Consider the following 18,111-nt stretch of genomic DNA (forward strand, 5'->3'; position numbering starts at 1 on the left):
CTCGACCGAGATGCAGGGACACAACAACGGCCCTTACGCCAAACTGGAGAATGAAAATGTTTCGTAAGCTTGCACTTGGTCTGATCGCCGCCGGCTCGCTCGGCGTTGCCGCTCTCGCCCCCACCGCCGCGTCGGCCCACGGCTTCCACCATCACTGGGGTCACGGCTGGGGCTTTGGCGGGGTCTACGTCAACAGCGGCGTCAACAATTGCTATCAGGAGCGCGTCGTCCAGACCCGCCACGGCCTGCGCGTCCGCGTCGTGAACGTCTGCGCATACGGGATCTACTGATATCCCGCATTCACGACAAAGCCCCGATCGCACCGCGATCGGGGCTTTGCGCGTCGATTTTTCTTCCGCTAGCCGGCCTGTCTATGTCGCCGAAACCAGGCCCAGGTCTCGCGCGTCGTCCGGATGTAGCCGCGGCCACGATGGACGATTTCGCCGTCGACGATCCCGTTCAGCTTCGGCAGTGCGTGGAACGGGATCGAGGGATAGGCGTGATGCTCGACATGGTAGGGCATGTTCCACGCGATCCATTTGACGATCGCGCCGGTGTAGGTGGTGCGGGTGTTCTGGAATGCGCTGCGGGTACGCTCGCAGCCGGTGTGCTCGGCGTAGAGATAGGGACGCAGGAAGAACTGCCCAATGATCAACGGCACGATCCAGACCCAGAGCAGCAGCGCCGACGAGAACCACAACGACAGCACGAGCAGCAGCGCATAGAGCGCGACATAGGCGCGCGCCTCGGTGACGATGATGGCGCGCCTGTTCTCGGGGATCCATGGCACGACGACCTTGCCGGTGACGGCATGGCCGAGCATCAGCCACAGGCGGCCGGCGACCTGAAGCACGCCGCTATAGGCGAGCGCGAGCTGCGTGTCGGATTTCGGCTTCACGCCGACGACGAGCTCCGGGTCCCTCTCGGGGTCTTGGGTGTAGCGGTGATGGTCCCAGTGAAACAGGCAATAATATTCGTAGGGCAAGCCGATGATGAAGCCCGAGAGATAGCCGACCACGAGGTTGAGACCGCGACTTTTGAACGCGGTCTTGTGCGCGGTCTCGTGCACGGCCATGAACAGGAAGGCGACGAGATAGCCCTGCACCGCCATCAGCGGCAACGCCCAAAGGATACCCCAGGTCGTCGAGACCCGCCAGATCAGCGCGCCGACCAGTACGACCATGCCGTAATGGCCGAGGCTCTGCACGGCGCCCCTGAGGTTGGACCGCACCGACAGTTCACGCAGCATCGCCGGCGCCAACGGCTTCAGCCGATGGCCGGAGTCTGAAACGGTTGCGTCGCTCATGATCGGATGCCTGCCCTACTTGCCGAGAAGCTCCGCGATCTCGGCCTTGATGAAGGCCCGATCGCGCGGATTGTTGATGGGGTTGCCGGCGCGATGGCCGTGCAGCGACGGGATCGGATGCAGCACCGCAGAGCGCGCATTGACCAGCCGGCCGAGTTCGTCCTCGTTGTCGCGGACGTCGAAATAGCGGTCGGTCGCACCGGGCATCAGCAGCATGTGGGCCGTGATCGCACCGAGCGCGCGATCGAAATCGCCGTTGAATGTGGCGCAGCGACTGATATCTCCGTTCTGCCAGATCCCGATCTGAGCCAGGAGATCGTTGGCATCGCGCCGGGCAAACGCCGCGTCCCATGTGCGGACGAGATAGTCGTCCAACGAGGTGAAGCCTGCTTCGCGCCAGATCTCGTCGCGATAGAAACCGTGCGACATCGCCCAACCCGCGTAGACTCGCCCCATGGCGCGATAGCCTGCGACGGGCTTCTCGGCGAAGCGGCCGTCACGGAAGGCGGGATCGGCGGTCAGCGCGGCCTTCACACTTTCCAGGAAGACGTAATTATAGGGCGCACAACGGGCACTGCCGCAGACGACGGCCGCCCGTTCGACCATATCGGGATGCAGCGCCGCCCAGTGATAGGCCTGCATGCCGCCCATCGACCAGCCATAGACCAAGGCTAGCTTCGAGATGCCGAACCGCTCGGTGAGCAGCCGATGCTGGACCGCGATGGCATCGTGATAGCTCACGATCGGGAACGGCGCGGCGGTATTCGACGGCGAGGACGACAGGCCGTTGCCGAACAGGTTCGGAATCACGATGAAGTAGCGCGTGGGGTCGAGCACGCCGTCGGGGCCGATCAGCCACTCGGTGTCGGTGTGCTGCGCGCTGAACGAGGTCGGATAGAGAATGACATTGTCCTTGTCCGGACCGAGCGTGCCGTAGGTCTTGTAGGCGAGCTTGAGCGAAGGGACGACGGCCCCGGACCGGAGCGTGACGTCGCCGGCCTCGAAGATCTCGTAGTCGCGCCCTGCCGTCATGGACCGAACTCCCGCTCACGCGGCGAGCGCGCCGCGGAAACAGCGATGCATCGATCATGCCGGTCCCGCAGACGCATCGTCGCGTAACGCTTAATAACTGTACTTATAGTCCATTTATTGTGGATCAGCAAGATAAATCCCGTCGCGAGCCGGCTCAGGCGATGGCGGCCAGGTAGCGCGCGACAGAGGCCGCGAAGGCGGCCTTGGCGCCTGCGGCGATGTTGCGGTCCCACCAGGCGCCGTAGATGCGATCGAAGGCCAGCGGCTCGACGGCAGCCGCAATCCGTCGCACTGCGGCGGCATTGAGTGGCATGTAGTTCGGATATGAGTACATGAAGCTGACGAAGCGGCGATCCATCGTGACCTGCGCGATATCGCCGGTGAGCAGCGCGCCCCTGCCGTCCGCACCCCTCGCATGGTGCAGCATGGTGGCGCCGGCGAAGTGACCACCGGTGCGCAGGAGCAGCACATCGTCGGAGATGCGATGGTTTTCGCCGGTCCAGTGCACGATCGACGCATGCGGACGCGTCACCCATTGGCGATCATCGGCGTGCAAATAGACCGGCACCCCGCCGAACGCCTCGCTCCAGTCGGCGAGCGCGCCATAGTAATGCGGATGCGAGATCGCGATCGCCTTCAACCCGCCGAGCGACCGCATATGCGCGATCGCCTCCGGCGTCGCCAGCGGTACGCAGTCCCACATCAGCCAGCCGTCCGCGAGCGGCACCAGCAGCGCCCGCTGGCCGATCGCAAAACTTGGCTCGAGCGCGATGCCGGTCAAGCCGAGATCGTCGCGCCAGGCCAGGCAGTGACGTTCCGAGAGCGCCTCGCGCGTGAAGAAAGTCTGGCCCTTCCAACCGACGTATTGCCGCTCGTCCTCGCAAATCTGACAGGCCGCGGGCGGATTTTCGCCATCCGGGAATTGCGCGCCGCAGGTTTCGCAGGTCCAGAGAGGCATGCCGTACTCCCAACAGAGACAATCCAACGTCAATAAGGAATTGCTGGCCGTAACTGCAAGGCCCGCCTCCGGGCAAGGGCTGGAACCAACCCGATCAGCACTCGTTAATGCCTCGTCCGCGCCAGAACGATTGGCTGAAAGGATTATGTCCCACCCGCCGTATTCCGGCTGAGACGACGTTTTGGTATCGATGACATCGCGGTCCCCCTCCTCGTCTCGTATCTGGCCCCTGTTCGCTCTCAACTTCTTCATGGCCGACATGCAGTCGGGCATCGGCCCTTTCGTCGGCGTCTTCCTCCAGGAGCGCGGCTGGGCGAGCGGGTTGATCGGTACCGCGATGACGATCGGCAATGTCGCGGGCATGCTGATCACCACGCCGATCGGCGGCTTCATCGACGCCAGCCGCAACAAGCGCATGTGGGTCGTGATTCCCGGCATCTGCGTGGTGCTCGCCTCCGCGATCATCCTGATCTCGCAAAATTTCTGGGCGGTGACGTTCTCGCAGATCGCACAATCGCTGGCGAGCGCCGCGATCGTGCCCGCGGTCACCGGCATCACGCTCGGCATCGCCAAGCAGAAGGGCTTCAACGCGCTCAACGGCCGCAACCAGGCCTTCAACCACGCCGGCAACATGGTCGGCGCCGCGCTGTCGGGCTATCTCGGTTACAAGTTCGGCTATGTCTCGGTGTTCGTGCTGGCGGCGGTGTTCGGCGCCATCGCGATCGCCTGTGTGATGATGATTCCGGCCAAGGCGATCGATGATCGCGCCGCGCGCGGCAGCAAGGAGGACGATCCCGACAGCGCGCCGGACGCGTTCACGATGCTGCTCAAGCACCGCGCGCTGCTGGTGCTGGCACTGGCGCTCGCGCTGTTTCATCTCGGCAATGCCGCCATCGTTCCGCTCTATGGCCTGGCGGCGGTCGCCGAGGGCCAGGCCAACGGCCCGAGCTTCGTCGCGACCATCGTGGTGATCGCACAAGGCGTCATGGTCATCACGTCGCTGATCGCAATGAAGGCGGCGAGCAAGCGCAACTACTGGCCCATCATTCTTGTCTCCTTCATGTTCCTGCCCATCCGCGGCGTGCTCGCCTTCTTCGTCACGGGATGGTGGGGCGTCGTACCGATGCAGGTGCTCGACGGCCTGGGCACCGGACTCCAGACGGTTGCCGTCCCCGGCATGGTCGCGCGCTCGCTCAACGGCACCGGCCGCATCAATCTCGGCCAGGGTGCCGTGATCACCGTGCAGGGTGTCGGCGCGAGCCTCAGCCCCGCGCTTGGCGGCTGGATCGCGCAATGGATCGGCTACGGCCCGACATTCCTGCTGCTCGGCGGTTTCGGCCTCGCGTCCATGGCGCTGTGGTTCGCGTTCGGCGCCCACGTGAAGAAGTATTGAGGCGCGAGCTTCACGTGCCAAAATTCTTCTGGATCGCCTTGTCGAGCGTCTCGCCGCCGACGAAGCGCTGGCGTAGCTCGCGCTTGAGCAGCTTGCCGCTCGGGTTCTTGGGCAGGGCATCGACGAAGATGACGCGCTTGGGCACCTTGAAATGCGCCATCTGGCCGGCGCAATGCTTGATGACGGACTCCTCGTCGAGCTTCTCCCCGCTCTTGACCACGACGATCGCAGTCACTGCCTCGATCCAGCGCGGATCGGGCAGGCCTACCACAGCAACCTCCGACACGGCAGGGATGCGGTAGACCATCTCCTCGACCTCGCGGCTCGCGACGTTCTCGCCACCGGTCTTGATCATGTCCTTGACGCGATCGACCACGGTGATGTGGCCCTCGTCATCGACGGTGGCGAGATCGCCGGAGTGAAACCAGCCGCCGGAGAACGCCGCCGCCGTCTTGACCGGATCGTTGTAATAGCCGGAGAGCAGATGCGGCGAGCGGTGCACGATCTCGCCGACTTCGCCGACCTTCACATCCTCCATCGAAGTGTTGACCACGCGGGTCTCGACATTGAGCACGGGCTTGCCCGCCGAGCCGGCCTTGCGCAGTTGGTCCGCAGGACCCAGCACGGTCGCGAGCGGCGCGATCTCGGTCTGGCCGTAGAAATTCCAGAACTTCACGCTGGGCAGGCGGCGCTGGAGCTCGAGCAGCACCTCCACCGGCATGATCGAGGCGCCGTAATAGCCCTTCTGCAAGGTCGACAAATCCGTCTTGTCGAAATTGGGCGAGCGCAGCATCGCGATCCAGATCGTCGGCGGCGCAAAGAACGATGTGATCCTGTGCGCCTGGATCAATGTCAGAATATTGTCGGCCGCAGGCTTGCCCGTGATCACACCGGAGGCGCCGAGATAGATTTGCGGCCCCAGGAACACGTCGAGCTGCGCGCAGTGATAGAGCGGAAGCGCGTGCAGGAATTTGTCGTCCACGCTCATGCCGCCGTCGATGATGCAGCTGACATACTGCCACATCACCGCGTCATGGGTCAGCATCGCGCCTTTGGGCAGCGACTCCGTGCCGCTGGTATAGACGATCTGCGCGAGATCGCGGCTGTCGACGGACGCATCGAGATACGAGCCGTCGGAGCTGAGGAGATCGTCGAAGGTGGTGAGGCTAGCGGGCGCGGTGGCGGGATCCTCACCCGGCAGCCAGATCATCTTCTCGACCGCGCAATCCCTGGCGCTGGCCGCGCGCGCGGGCTCGACGAAATCAGGGCCGGCCGCGAGCAGCTTTGCGCCGGAGCTCTTCAGGATGAAATTGATCTCGTCCGGATTGAGCATGAAGTTGATCGGCACCAGCACCGCACCGATCCGGGCCACCGCGAACCGGAGCGCCGCAAAGGCATGCGAATTGCGCGAGAGCACGGCGAGGCGGTCCCCCTTTTTCACGCCGAGGCCAACCAGGCCACGGCCGAGCCGATTGCAGATCGCGTCCATCTCGGCAAAAGTCCAGCTCACATTGCCGCAGCTCACCCCGAGCTTGCCCGGATCGCGACCCGCCGCACGGCGCAGGAGGTCGCCGATGGAATGCTCGCGGGCCTTCGAGATGGTCGCTGCGGTGTCGCCGGTCATTTCCGTTCCCCTGAATTTTCTCATTGCGTGAGTGCCGCCCTGAGCACAGGTCAGGCCATTGCATTCACGCGCGTCTTGTTCTTTGCAAAAGCGTAGTCGGGGCAACCGGCCGCGTCAAATCAGCCAGCGAGCGCGGCGCCGTTACGCAAGAGTTGACGCTTGAGGGAGGCAAATCTAGCCTCGTGCGCCAACGATAGAGTTTGGGGAAATGCCATGTGCCGGATTATGCGTGCCGCCCTAGCGGCCGGATTGACTGCGTTTGTGATCAGCCCGTCTCTCGCCCAGCAGGCGCCGCTCAAGATCGGCGTGCTCTCCGACTTCTCCTCGGTCTATTCCGACATCGGAGGCCAGGGGAATGTCGAGGCCACCAAAATGGCGATCGAGGATTTCGGCGGGCAGATGTTCGGCAAGCCGATCGACATGGTCAGCGCCGACGTGCTGAACAAGCCCGATGTCGCCTCCACCATCGCGCGAAAGTGGTGGGAGACCGAGGGCGTCGACATGATCATCGACCTGCCGACCTCGGCCACTGCGCTTGCAGTGATGGAGCTGTCGAAGCAGTATGAGAAGATCATGATCGTGACGGATGCGGCAAGCTCCGACATTACCGGAAAGTCCTGCTCGCCCTACACCGCGCACTGGACCTACGACACCTACGCCAACGCGCACACGGTCGGCAGCGCCATCGTCAAGAACGGCGGCGATAGCTGGTTCTTCCTCACGGCGGACTACGTGTTCGGTCATTCAGTCGAGCGCGACACCTCCGACGTGGTGAAGGCGGCCGGCGGAAAGGTGCTCGGCAGCGTCAAGCATCCGCTCAACACCGCGGACTTCTCCTCATTCCTGCTGCAGGCCCAGGCCTCGAAGTCCAAGATCATCGGGCTGGCGAACGGCGGTGGCGACACCATCAATGCGATCAAGCAGGTCGGTGAGTTCGGCATCGTCGCCGGCGGCCAGAACCTGGCTGCGATCGTGATGTTCATCTCCGACGTGCACAGCTTAGGGCTGAAGCTCGCGCAGGGACTGATCATCACCGAGGCCTATTACTGGGACCTCAACGAGAAGACCCGCGCTTTCGGCAAGCGTTTCATGGAGCGCGTCAAGCGCATGCCGACGATGAACCAGGCGGCGACCTACAGCGCGACGCTGCACTACCTGAAGGCGGTGCAGGCCGCTGGCACAAAGGACACCAAGACCGTGATGGCCAAGATGCGCGAGCTGCCGGTGAAGGATGCCTTCACCGACAACGGCAGCTTACGCGAAGACGGCCGCATGGTGCACAGCATGTATCTGTTCCAGGTGAAGAAGCCCGAGGAGTCCAAAGGCCCGTGGGACTATTACAAGCTGCTCGCCGAAGTCCCTGCCGACCAGGCCTTCCGGCCCCTGAAGGACGGCGGCTGCCCTCTTGTGAAGTGAGCCAACAGGACGGACAAGGCGTAGGTTCGCTAGCGCTGTCGGTACAGGCTCAGAGCTTGTGCCCCTTCTGTCGCAGCGCCTCGATGAGGCGCTGCTTCAACTCGTCGGCCGTCTTCTGACCGACGTCCTGACCGATCTGCGCGCTGGCCTGCGCCAGCGCATCCGACTTCTCCAGAAGCTTCTTCCCGGCTGGCTGGACATAGAAAGCCTCGATCTGGCGCAGCTCGTCAATGCTGAAGCTCTGCGCATAGAGAGCGGCGACCTGGTCGATCATTGAGGTGAGGGCCGGGGTGTAGATCTCGGAGCCGGGTGCCGTCACCGCGTCATAATCGCGCTCGATCTCCGGCCTGTCCTGCGCGACCCAGGGCCTCAGCTTGAGCAGGAGCTGCGGCAACAGCGCGCGATACTGATCCGCGATCTTCAAGGTGACCACGAGCTTGCGCGCCGCGCTCATCGCCTCCGGCGAGGGCGCTTGCGCCGATGCACCCGAGATCAGGAGCAGGAGTGTGCCGGCGATCGTCAACACAAGTCTGGACATAAACCCCTCCGTTGGATCTCTCCGCGAAAATGCAGGCCGGCGATACTCAACGACCCGCGGGCGCCACGGCAGACCTGTCCGCAGGCGCGCTTTCCAGGACGGTGTCGGCCTCCTCGATCTCCGTCACCTTCACGAACAGGTTCGGCACCCGTTCGGTCCGGTCGAGCAGCCAGGCGGCTGCGATCATGATGACGATGCCGACGACGGAGACCGCGAGCTGCTCCCAGACGCCCTTGGTGTATTGCGTCAGGATCCAGTGCGCCGAGAACGACAGGAAGACGCCAAGGCAGAAGATCGGCAGCGAATGCTGGCCGCAGAGGATCACAGGGCGCAGCCAGGCCCCGTGCAGGGTCCGCCATTTGCGCGAGATGAGGTGAGTCACCCAGATCGCCAGCGCCAGGAAATGCGTGAAGCGCAGCATGTCGAGGTCGGTCTTGTCGATCGGGTAGATCGCCTTGATCATCCATTTCGGGGTCAGGGCATCGAGCGCGGGGACGTGCCAGGTCATCACGATCAGCAGCGCGAAGGCGAGCCAGGCCGCGGCCAGCGCCATCGCCGCCCTGGACCACACCCATCTCGCGATCTTGTCGATCTGGCCGATGCCGCACCAGGCTGCGAACACGAACATCAGCTGCCAGCAGAACGGGTTGAAGTACCAGTGCGTGCCGGGCGGATAGGAGGCGACGTTCCAGTCGAACCAGCGCGCCAGCACGTAGAGCACCACGGATGCGGCGAGCGTCAGGTTCGGCCGGCGCACCAGGCACCACACGATGAAAGGCGAGGCGAAAACGAGCGTGATGTAGAGCGGCAGCACGTCGAGATTGACCGGCTTGTACTTCAGGAGGATCGCCTGCCCGATCAGCTCGTCCGGATGCGACAGGAAATTGAACACGTTGAACTCGTGCTCGTACATCGGATTGTCGAAGCGGCGCGCGGTGCGGGCGATCTGCGCCGTGAACAGCAGGAACAGCATGATGTGGGCGACGTACATCTCGACCGCGCGCCGCCACAGCCGCTTCAGCGCGGCGAGAAACCAGCCGCCAGCGACGATCGGCCCGTAGATCCAGCCGACCAGATAACCGGAGATGAAGACGAAGAATTCGGCGGCGTCGCTGAAGCCGTAATTGCGCAAGGTCAGCCAAGCCACGACGTCGTGCGGAATGTGGTCGAGGAAGATCATCCACAGACCGATGCCGCGGAAGAGATCGAGTCGCAAATCCCGCTCGACCGGCGCGAGCAGCGCTGACTGGTCCCGTGTGATCATGGCCCCGCCTCGTTCGGTGGGCGTCGCGCCGTCGCGGCGCCGCAAAATCGGATGCTAAAAAATTGAAATCAAAAGTCGCCTGGCCGTGTGGCCAGGGCCGACGGTAGCCGACCTTGCTGCGCGCGCAAGGGCATAGTCATCGGAGCGGGCGGCACAAGCGTGCCGTCCTCCGCGCTGCACCATGAAGGGCCCTTCAAGATAAAGGGCGAAAACAACCCCATGCACAGTAGCTAACTCCTTGCGGCGCCTGCTTAATTTATTTGACGCGTCGGGCAGATTTCGGCCCCGATAGCGGCCCGGCCGCCGCTGCCGTCAGCTGAGCTCGTCACCCGTCGCCTGCATCTCGTTGAGCATCGCCTCGGCCTTGTGGCGCAGCGGCAGCGCGCCGCTCTCGGCGGCGATCGCGATGGTCGCGCGCAGGGCGCTCAGGATCGCCGCCCTGGCCTCCGGATCCGACGGCGGCGTCACCACGGCCTCGCCGAACAGCGCCTCCGCCTCCAGGCCGGAGAACCCCTGTTGCCGCGCGGTGTTGCGCGCTTCGCGCAGCATGTTCTGCGCGGCCTGGACGTCGCCGAGACGGTGGGTGGCGAGCGCCAGGTAGATCGAGCTGCGAAGCACCGCCGAGGTATAGCCGACCGCCTTCGCTTCCTCACGCGCTTCCGTCAGCATGCCGCGCGCCCGGTCAAACAGCCCCTGCTCCAGATAGGCCATGCCGAGATGGCAGGCGAGCACCGGCACGAACAGCCGGATGCCGTGCTTCTGCGCCAGGACAAAACCATTCTCGAGAATGGCCGCGGCCGCCGCCGGCTCGCCGCGGCCGAGCATCAGCCAGCCGCCGCTATAGGCCGCGGCGACGCGGTCGTAGGGGCGGCCGGTCTCCTCCGCGATCGCTGCGGCTTGCTGCTGGAGCTGCTCGGCGGCATCGATCTGGCCCATCACCGTGTGAGTGACGCTGTTCATCATGCAGCAAAGCAGGAGCAAAGATCGTGGGGTCGTGCCGATCGGAGCACTCGCGGTCAGACCCGCAAGGTGGACGCGGGCGGTGGCCAGCATCTTCTCGGCGCGATCGTAGCGGCCGGAAAGAAAATAGGCCTGCCCGAGACTGTATTGCGCGAGATTACGCCAAGCGGGATTTCCCGAGCTTTCCGCCAGATGCACCACATCTTCCCCGATCGTGACAGCTTCAACCGGCGTTCCATAGAAATTCTGGGCACCCGCTCTCATGGTCATGGCCGCGACCTTGCGTTCAATATCGCCAATCGCATCGGCTCGCCGTTCGGCCTCGCTCCCCAAATCCAGGGCTTCGGCGACACGCCCCGACCCGGCAAAGGCCAATCGCGCCTCCATCCGCAGGTCGATGGCGTCCGTTTCGCGCGCGTGCGTCACCGGGATCTTGTCGAGAGAACCCATCGCGATCTCGAAATAATCGACCGCTTCGGCAAAGGCCGAGCGCACCAGACATTTTCGAGCCGCGCTCCTGCCATGCTGAAAAGCCTTCCGCCAATCCTTCGCTCGGGTCGCGTGATAGCAGAGCGTATCCGGACCGTCGGTCCACGCCTCGTCGGTCTCGAGAGCCGCCAGAATGCTGGCATGGATGCTTTCCCGCACCTTCTCGACCATCGAATCGTAGGTCACCTGCCTGACCATCTCGTGCCGGAACTCGAGCGAATCCTCCAACTCACTGTCGATCCTGACGAGCAACTCGGCCCGGTCGAGCGCGGTGAGGCAATCCTGCAGGACGTCTTCCGGCACGGCCGCTACTCTTCGCAGTGTGGCCTGGTCGGCCCGGGGTCCAAGCGCCGCGGCGATCTGGAGAAGCGATCGTTCCTGTCGTGACACACGATCCAGCCGCGCCGCGATCACACCCTGAATGCTGCTGGGGATGCCGAGTTCGTCCACAGGACGCGCAAGGGAAAGGTCGCCCCACTGGCCAAGAAGCATGCCGCTGTCCTTCAAACTGCGGCAGACCTCCTCAATGAACAGCGGAACGTTGGCCGTATGAGAGATGATCCGATTCTTCAGGTCTTCGTTGGTCGTGGCGGGACCAAGCATGTCCGCGAGCATGGCCAGCCCCGAATTGTCATCGAGAGGCCGCATCGCCACGATTTCCGCGCGGCAGCTCGCGATCCACACCGGCATTCCATTGGGCCGCGTCGTCAGCAGCACAAGCAAATCAGGGCATTGCAGCCCCGAAAGGGTCGCGACGACCGCATCGCTGGCCCGATCCATCCAGTGCAGGTCCTCAATCAAAAGGATCGTACGCTGACGACGGGCGACGCTCTCGATGATCGCACAGCTTGCGTCTGAAATCGCACGACCGCGCGCGTGAGGCTCCAATTCATCCCATTGCGGATCGGAAACCGGCAAATCCAGGATCGCGTCGAGAGCCCGCTGTTGCACCACCGGCAATTCGTCTCTGGGATCATCCGTCTTGGTCTGATCTCTTGCTGACGTATCGAGGATCGAGAGCAACAGGCGCTTGAGCGCGCTGTACGGCGCACCCTGGAGATTTGGGCTGCACTCGACATCGATCAGCCGCCAGCCGCCAGCCCGGAGGTCCTGCGCGAATTCATGCGCAAGCCGAGACTTGCCAATGCCGGCGTCACCCATCAGCAGAACCGTCTGCCGGCCGGCAGCAACCCTATCCGCAGCGCGCCACAACAACGCCCGCTCCGTCGTGCGGTCGACGAATCTGGAAACGCTCCGCGCACGTCGGACCCGCCAGCTCGACAGATCACTCGCACCCATCACCCGGTAGACAGGCAGGGGCTCGCCGAAACCACGGAGCGCCTTGCGGCCAAGGAATTCAAAGCGGACGTGTCCGTCCGCCAGCTCCTGGCAGGCTTCGGAGACATAGATCTGGTTCGCCTCGGCTGCCGTCTCCAGCCGAGCCGCGAGGTGCTGGGCTGCGCCGCCGATCTCGTAGACCTTGGAAAATTCGCTCGCGACCATGTAGGCCACCACATGACCCGAGTGCAGGCCGACCCGGACTTGAAGTCCTGGATCGCCCAGACTGCCAACACGCCGGACCAGCTCGATGGCCGCGTGGCAGGCTAAGGGCGCGTGGTTGTCGTCGGCGATCGGGGCGCCGAAGACGGCGGCCAACCCGTCACCCAACTCCTTGCTGACGATGCCGCCGAACTGGCGCACCGCGCCTCTCATCGCCGCAAGAGCAGGCTCGAGGCGCGACACCGCCGCCTCCGGCTCCAGTTCGGCAACAAGACCTGTGGAATCGACGACGTCGGCACGCAGAATCGTCACAAAGCGTCGTTCGCTGTCGGGGTCGACGGGCTGGCGCACCGCCGCTCCGCATTTGGAGCACCAGCGGTCGCCCGGACCAATCGCCGACTGACAAGCGAAGCAATGCATTCCAGCGCCTTCAACCACTGCCTCGGCAGCCTCACCCCAATCCCCGCGAGGCGTTCGACCCAACAATACCTATAGGAAAGTGCATGGCAATTGGGCTTGCGACATAGGCGACGTTACGGGATGGAGGCTCTCTGGACGAAATACATTCCTGAGTGGTAGCGTTGAGGGCGCACAACAAACAGCGTGATCGGCCGTAGCGTGACGCGTATTTTCGGCCACCGCACCAGAGATTTTGACAAACAGACATATGAAGGAAAGAGGCGATGGCCGGACTGGTATATAGCGGCAAGGCATTTCGAGACTTGATGAATAGCAATTACTATCCTTTGGCGAACATGAAGAAGAGCGTCGCGAAGCTCAAGGAGTCCGAGGACATCGACCTGCCGACCTTGGAATACGGCCAGTACCATTTGATTCTGAACCCGGCATCGAACTGGCCGCAGGGCAGCGCCAAGTACTGGCACAAGGAAAAGGGCCGGGCCCGCGTCGACCTCAGCACCCAGCCGAACACAGTCCCCCTGTCCAGGGATGAGCCGGGCGTCATTCCGCTGACGCGATGCGATCTGCTCGATGCCTGCGTCCGGAAATGCTTCAACTCCGAGCCGCCAATCCCGATGAAGACGAAGATCATCACCCACGAAGCCAGCGACGCTTTCGCGCACCGGCACGAGATCCGGCTGGAGTGGGACTACAAGAAGGGCTCGGACAAGCCGACGCTGCTCAATCTGACGATGGTCTGTCCGCACAGATCCTGACGCATTCTGTAGTACGCAAGACGCATCACGCCCGCGCGACTGGCGCGGGCGTAATGTTTGCTTCCGATCGCCGTTCGCCCCAAGGGGGCAGCCCTCGCGCTTGCCAAGACCGTGCTGTCGAAGGAAGCAGCACTGCCAAGACGCTGGTCCTATCCACCGCCTCCAAAAAACCGGTTCAGCTCGTACGCAGTCTGCTGCGGAAGCTCCTCCGGGAAGAAGTGCCCGCCATCAAGCGGCTTTCCGTCGATGTCATCTGCCCACGCCCGCCAGAGCCCCAAGGGGCCGCCCTCGCTCGCATACCACGCGTTGAGGGGGCCGCGACCGCTCCAGAGCACGAGCACAGGGCAGTCAATTCGGCGGCCGGAACGACGGTCCGCCACATCGTGCGCGTGATCGAGTGTCGCGGCCGCACGATATTCCTCGCAGATCGCGTGAACATGCGCCTCATCGCTCAACGCGTCGATATAGGCTGCTCGCACCGCCGGACTGAAGCTGCCGGCCGAAGACCCCCAGCCATGCAGCGCATTGTCGATGATGGCGTCGGGGGCTGCCGACAATAACCGCTCGGGAAGAGGTTCAGGCTGCGCAAGCAACGACCACGGCCAATAGCCGACCGTCAGGTTCTTGTCGGCGCGCTCCCAGGCGTCGGCAATAGGAACGACATCCAGGACGGCAAGCCGCTGCACGCGTTCGCGGTGATCAAGCGCGAGCCGAAAGGCGACACGGCCGCCACGATCATGGCCCGCGACCGAGAAACGGTCGAAGCCGAGTTTCGTCATGACGGACACCATGTCGTTTGCCATTGCTCGTTTTGCATATGGCGCATGGTCCGGACTGGAGGGAGGACAATCGCTCCGGCCATATCCGCGAAGATCGGCGCAGACCACGGTGAAGTTTTGCGCGAGCAACGGCGCAACGTCTCGCCACATCAGATGCGTCTGCGGAAATCCGTGCAACAGGAGAACGGCCGGCCCCGAACCGGCCCGACGGATGAAGATCCGGGCCTCGTCCGCCTGAACATCGGCGGCGTCGAAATCCTCGAACTGCATTGGCCCTCTCCTTCCGAACGACGGCAAGCCAACAAGCGAGCACCGGACGGGCCCGGTGTCCTCGTGTTGACGCCCGGCGCCATCCTGGGTTCCTTCCCGGATGGCATGCTCTGGGCTGATCGCGCTTACGCTTGGCAGCTCCACCGACGGCGACGGGACGCGCTTCGGCATGGTCCGAACGAACCCAAGCTCAGCCAAGCAGGACATGCATGATCGAGGACGCCCCAAAACAAAAAATGGCGCGCGCAAGGCGTGCCATTTCCTTCTGTAAACCAACAAATTCAGCGAAGGCCGCCGGCGACGTGAAGCGTCTCGCCCGTGACGTAGGATGCGTCGTCCGAAGCGAAGAAGGCCACCGCGGCAGCGATCTCCTCGACCTTGCCGACTCGGCCAAGCGGAGTGGTGGATTCGATCCAGTTTCGCATGTCGCCCTCGTGCAGGCCGGCGGACACGACCCCCTCGGTGACGATCATGCCGGGATTGACGGCGTTGACGCGGATCTTGCGCGGCGCCAGTTCCTTGGCCAGCACGGCGGAGATCGCATCCACCGATGCTTTGGTGGCGGAGTAGACGGCGCCGTTCGGCGGCGCGAGAGTCGACGCCGCGGAGCTGATGTTGATGATGCTTCCGCCATTGGCGTTGAAGTGCCGCGCCGCCTCTCCTGAGACCAGGAGGAGGCCCAGCACATTGAGATCGAACTGCTTGTGGAAATGCTCCGGCGTGATGGCCTCGAGCGGCGCGAACTCGTAAACGCCCGCGTTGTTGACGAGGATGTCGATCGCACCGAGCGCCTTCACGGTTTCCGCGACTACACTTTTCACGTCCTTGGCATCGGCCAGATTGCCGTGGACCGCGACGGCTTTGCCACCCTTGGCGACAATGGCGGCGACGACGCGGTCGGCGGCCTGCTTGCTGGAGCTGTAGTTGACGGCGACCGCCGCGCCCTCGGCCGCGAGCCGCGCGGCGATTTCGGCACCGATGCCTTTGGATGCGCCGGTCACGAGCGCAACTTTTCCTTCGAGTCTCTTGGTCATCACATTCTCCATCATCCGGCGCGACGCCGATATTCAATAGTTCAATATTAGTGAACTATTGAATGAGTTCAAGGGAGGTGCTATATTTTGTGCATGGTGCAGTTCGTTCACCCATCGCGGAGCGAGATTTCACTGGCTGGGGTGCTGGGAGCGCTCGCGGACCCTATGCGGCTGCGGATCGTCAAAAGCCTGGCCGCACAGAGTGATTGCATGTCGTGCACCGAGGCGGCGCCCTGCCCTGACATGGCGAAGTCGACTCTGTCGAACCATTTTCGCATCCTGCGCGAGGCCGGCCTGATCCGGACCTCAAAGCAAGGCGTCCAGCACCGCAATGTCCTACGCGAGGAGGACATCAATGCGCGGTTTCCGAAGCTGCTGAAAATGATCCTTAGCTATCCGGAGTGAGCGGTTCCCCACTCTTGCGCAAGGTGCGACCGACGTTTCCACCGGAGCGCGGCCAAAACAAAAATGGCCCGCGTGAAGCGGGCCATTTTCGGATCGGGACCGGTAAGGTCCGAACTTGGTTGCGGGGATAGGATTTGAACCTATGACCTTCAGGTTATGAGCCTGACGAGCTACCGGGCTGCTCCACCCCGCGTTAACCGTTGCTTTGCCTTCGTGAAAGCGCCGGGGACGGTGAATGAAGGGCCGGCGCTGTTCGCGTGGCTTGCTTCGTCCGTCCCGAAGGCTTCCTTGGAAGGCAACCCCGGGCAAAGCCCGTTGGGTGCGGGCGGTATGTACCAACCCGGGGTGCCTTTGGAAAGGGCTGCGAGAACGTTTTTTTCGACTTTATGACAGCGCGGTGGACGAATTTGCGGCCTATTTGGCCGGCCCTTGCCAGAAGTTCCACAAGGGGCCAGCTTGCGGCAACAAAACCAGGCGGAAACGCCACTTAATGGGGGAGAACGCCATGGACCACGCCTTGGATCGCCCCTCAGATCGCCCCCCGCCGAGCGCCCCGCTTCGGGGCCTCGAAGACGCCTTCCATGCCATGGTCGAGCGGTCGCGGGCCGAGCCGGCGCCTGGCCTCGCCGAGCGGCTCGACCGCCTGGCGCGGTTGCGCACTGTCGTCGCCGACAACGAGGAGCGCTTCCGGCAGGCGATCTCGGCCGATTTCGGTCACCGCTGCGCGGTCGAGACCAATATCGCCGAGACCATGATGGTGTTCTCCGAGATCCGTCATGCCACCAAGCACCTCAAGAGCTGGATGGCGCCGCAGCGCGTTTCGACGGCGCTGCAATTCCTGCCCGCGCGCAACCGGCTGATGCCGCAGCCGCTCGGCGTCGTCGGCATCATCGCGCCCTGGAATTATCCGCTGCAGCTGACGCTCGCGCCCGCGATCGGCGCGCTCGCCGCCGGCAACCGCGTCATTATCAAGCCGAGCGAGCTTGTGCCGCACTTCTCATCGCTGCTGAAGGAGACGGTCGCCGAGCGGTTCGACGCTGCGGAATTGCTCGTCACCGGCATCGAAGACGAGGTCGCAAAGGCCTTCGCGCATCTGCCGTTCGATCATCTCGTGTTCACCGGCTCGACCCGGGTGGGGCGGCTGGTGGCGGAGGCCGCGGGGCGTAACCTCACGCCCGTCACGCTCGAGCTCGGCGGCAAGTCGCCTGTTATCATCGACGCCTCGGCTGATCTCGAAGAGGCCGCCGAGCGCATCGCCTACGGCAAGCTGCTCAATGCCGGGCAGACCTGCATCGCGCCCGACTATGTGCTGGTGCCCGAGCGCGCGTTGCAGGCCTTTGCCGAAAAAGTTCGCGCGCAGATGCGACGCATGTTCGGCACCGACCCCTCGAACAAGGACTACACCTCCGTGATCTCCGACCGGCATTATGCGCGGCTGGAAAATCTCGTCTCCGATGCGGCACGTCGCGGCGCAAAGATCCTGCAGCCGGCGAAGCCGGACGATCCCAACTGGAAGGCGCACCGCAAATTCCCGCCGACGCTGATCGTGGGCGCGAGCGAAGACATGGCGGCCATGCAGGAGGAGATTTTCGGCCCCGTGCTCCCCGTGCTCGGCTATCGCGACCCGGCCGACGCCATCGCCTTCGTCAACGCCCGCGACCGGCCGCTGGCGTTGTACTGGTTCGGCAAGGACCGCGTTGCGCGCGACGAGGTGCTGGCGCGCACCGTCTCCGGCGGCGTCACGGTCAACGACTGTCTGTTCCACTTCGCGCAAATCAACCAGCCGATGGGCGGCGTCGGCGCATCCGGCACCGGCGCCTATCACGGCGAATGGGGCTTTCGCACGTTCGGCAAGCTGAAGCCGGTGTTCTACCGCTCGAAATTCAACCGCCTCGCCGACCTCTATCCGCCTTATGGCGGCAAGATCGCGCGGCTGGAGAAGATGATGCGATTCGTGTCGTAGGTTTC

General features: G+C 63.7%; 15 protein-coding genes and 1 tRNA gene. 6 read left to right on the plus strand and 10 right to left on the minus strand.

Annotated elements, in window-relative coordinates; all coding sequences use genetic code 11:
- Positions 1–56 precede the first annotated feature (56 nt).
- Positions 57–290, plus strand: a complete 234-nt coding sequence (locus IVB19_RS33650; RefSeq protein WP_018459448.1) for a hypothetical protein — start codon at positions 57–59, stop codon at positions 288–290.
- Positions 291–358: 68 nt separating this feature from the next.
- On the opposite strand, the gene IVB19_RS33655 is transcribed toward IVB19_RS33650, so the two are convergent.
- The 3 genes from IVB19_RS33655 to IVB19_RS33665 all read right to left on the minus strand — a co-directional run bounded on the left by IVB19_RS33655 (position 359) and on the right by IVB19_RS33665 (position 3,296).
- Positions 359–1,306, minus strand: coding sequence for a fatty acid desaturase (locus IVB19_RS33655; protein WP_018459447.1), 948 nt, complete (start codon positions 1,304–1,306; stop codon positions 359–361).
- Positions 1,307–1,321: 15 nt separating this feature from the next.
- On the minus strand, positions 1,322–2,338 hold the full coding sequence (locus IVB19_RS33660) for an alpha/beta fold hydrolase (protein ID WP_018459446.1): 1,017 nt from the start codon (positions 2,336–2,338) through the stop codon (positions 1,322–1,324).
- Between the two features lie 154 nt (positions 2,339–2,492).
- The gene (locus IVB19_RS33665; RefSeq protein ID WP_247820782.1) at positions 2,493–3,296 is read right to left on the minus strand and encodes an MBL fold metallo-hydrolase; all 804 of its coding nucleotides are present in this window, start codon (positions 3,294–3,296) and stop codon (positions 2,493–2,495) included.
- A 190-nt stretch (positions 3,297–3,486) separates the two neighbouring features.
- On the opposite strand from IVB19_RS33665, the gene IVB19_RS33670 reads away from it, so the two are divergent.
- Positions 3,487–4,689 carry an MFS transporter gene (locus IVB19_RS33670; protein WP_026233813.1) on the plus strand — a complete coding sequence of 401 codons (1,203 nt, stop codon included), beginning with the start codon at positions 3,487–3,489 and terminating at the stop codon, positions 4,687–4,689.
- 10 nt (positions 4,690–4,699) lie between these two features.
- Here the strand turns inward: IVB19_RS33670 and IVB19_RS33675 are convergent, their stop codons facing one another.
- Positions 4,700–6,313: an acyl-CoA synthetase gene (locus IVB19_RS33675; protein WP_018459443.1), complete on the minus strand. Its 1,614-nt coding sequence runs from the start codon at positions 6,311–6,313 to the stop codon at positions 4,700–4,702.
- A 213-nt stretch (positions 6,314–6,526) separates the two neighbouring features.
- On the opposite strand from IVB19_RS33675, the gene IVB19_RS33680 reads away from it, so the two are divergent.
- Complete coding sequence (locus IVB19_RS33680) at positions 6,527–7,729, plus strand: ABC transporter substrate-binding protein (protein WP_247820783.1); 1,203 nt, start codon at positions 6,527–6,529, stop codon at positions 7,727–7,729.
- 49 nt (positions 7,730–7,778) lie between these two features.
- Here the strand turns inward: IVB19_RS33680 and IVB19_RS33685 are convergent, their stop codons facing one another.
- The 3 genes from IVB19_RS33685 to IVB19_RS33695 all read right to left on the minus strand — a co-directional run bounded on the left by IVB19_RS33685 (position 7,779) and on the right by IVB19_RS33695 (position 12,900).
- Entirely contained in the window at positions 7,779–8,267 is a 489-nt protein-coding gene (locus IVB19_RS33685; protein WP_026233811.1) for a DUF2059 domain-containing protein, read from the minus strand.
- A 46-nt stretch (positions 8,268–8,313) separates the two neighbouring features.
- Positions 8,314–9,531 carry an OpgC domain-containing protein gene (locus IVB19_RS33690; RefSeq protein ID WP_026233810.1) on the minus strand — a complete coding sequence of 406 codons (1,218 nt, stop codon included), beginning with the start codon at positions 9,529–9,531 and terminating at the stop codon, positions 8,314–8,316.
- Positions 9,532–9,843: 312 nt separating this feature from the next.
- Positions 9,844–12,900, minus strand: coding sequence for an ATP-binding protein (locus tag IVB19_RS33695; protein ID WP_026233809.1), 3,057 nt, complete (start codon positions 12,898–12,900; stop codon positions 9,844–9,846).
- A gap of 263 nt (positions 12,901–13,163) precedes the next feature.
- Between IVB19_RS33695 and IVB19_RS33700 the strand changes: the two genes are divergently transcribed.
- The gene (locus IVB19_RS33700) at positions 13,164–13,655 is read left to right on the plus strand and encodes a hypothetical protein (protein WP_018459438.1); all 492 of its coding nucleotides are present in this window, start codon (positions 13,164–13,166) and stop codon (positions 13,653–13,655) included.
- Positions 13,656–13,804: 149 nt separating this feature from the next.
- Here the strand turns inward: IVB19_RS33700 and IVB19_RS33705 are convergent, their stop codons facing one another.
- Together IVB19_RS33705 and IVB19_RS33710 are read right to left on the minus strand one after the other, a co-directional pair.
- On the minus strand, positions 13,805–14,704 hold the full coding sequence (locus IVB19_RS33705; RefSeq protein WP_018459437.1) for an alpha/beta fold hydrolase: 900 nt from the start codon (positions 14,702–14,704) through the stop codon (positions 13,805–13,807).
- Between the two features lie 281 nt (positions 14,705–14,985).
- Positions 14,986–15,738: an SDR family NAD(P)-dependent oxidoreductase gene (locus IVB19_RS33710; RefSeq protein WP_026233808.1), complete on the minus strand. Its 753-nt coding sequence runs from the start codon at positions 15,736–15,738 to the stop codon at positions 14,986–14,988.
- 93 nt (positions 15,739–15,831) lie between these two features.
- Here IVB19_RS33710 and IVB19_RS33715 point away from each other — a divergent pair, with 93 nt between their 5' ends.
- Positions 15,832–16,143, plus strand: coding sequence for an ArsR/SmtB family transcription factor (locus IVB19_RS33715; RefSeq protein WP_026233807.1), 312 nt, complete (start codon positions 15,832–15,834; stop codon positions 16,141–16,143).
- A 116-nt stretch (positions 16,144–16,259) separates the two neighbouring features.
- On the opposite strand, the gene IVB19_RS33720 is transcribed toward IVB19_RS33715, so the two are convergent.
- A tRNA-Met gene (locus IVB19_RS33720) sits at positions 16,260–16,336 on the minus strand.
- A 312-nt stretch (positions 16,337–16,648) separates the two neighbouring features.
- Between IVB19_RS33720 and IVB19_RS33725 the strand changes: the two genes are divergently transcribed.
- On the plus strand, positions 16,649–18,106 hold the full coding sequence (locus tag IVB19_RS33725) for a coniferyl aldehyde dehydrogenase (protein ID WP_026233398.1): 1,458 nt from the start codon (positions 16,649–16,651) through the stop codon (positions 18,104–18,106).
- Positions 18,107–18,111: the final 5 nt, after the last annotated feature.

It is taken from the genome of Bradyrhizobium sp. 187, assembly GCF_023101005.1.
Taxonomy (GTDB): Bacteria; Pseudomonadota; Alphaproteobacteria; order Rhizobiales; family Xanthobacteraceae; genus Bradyrhizobium; species Bradyrhizobium canariense_D.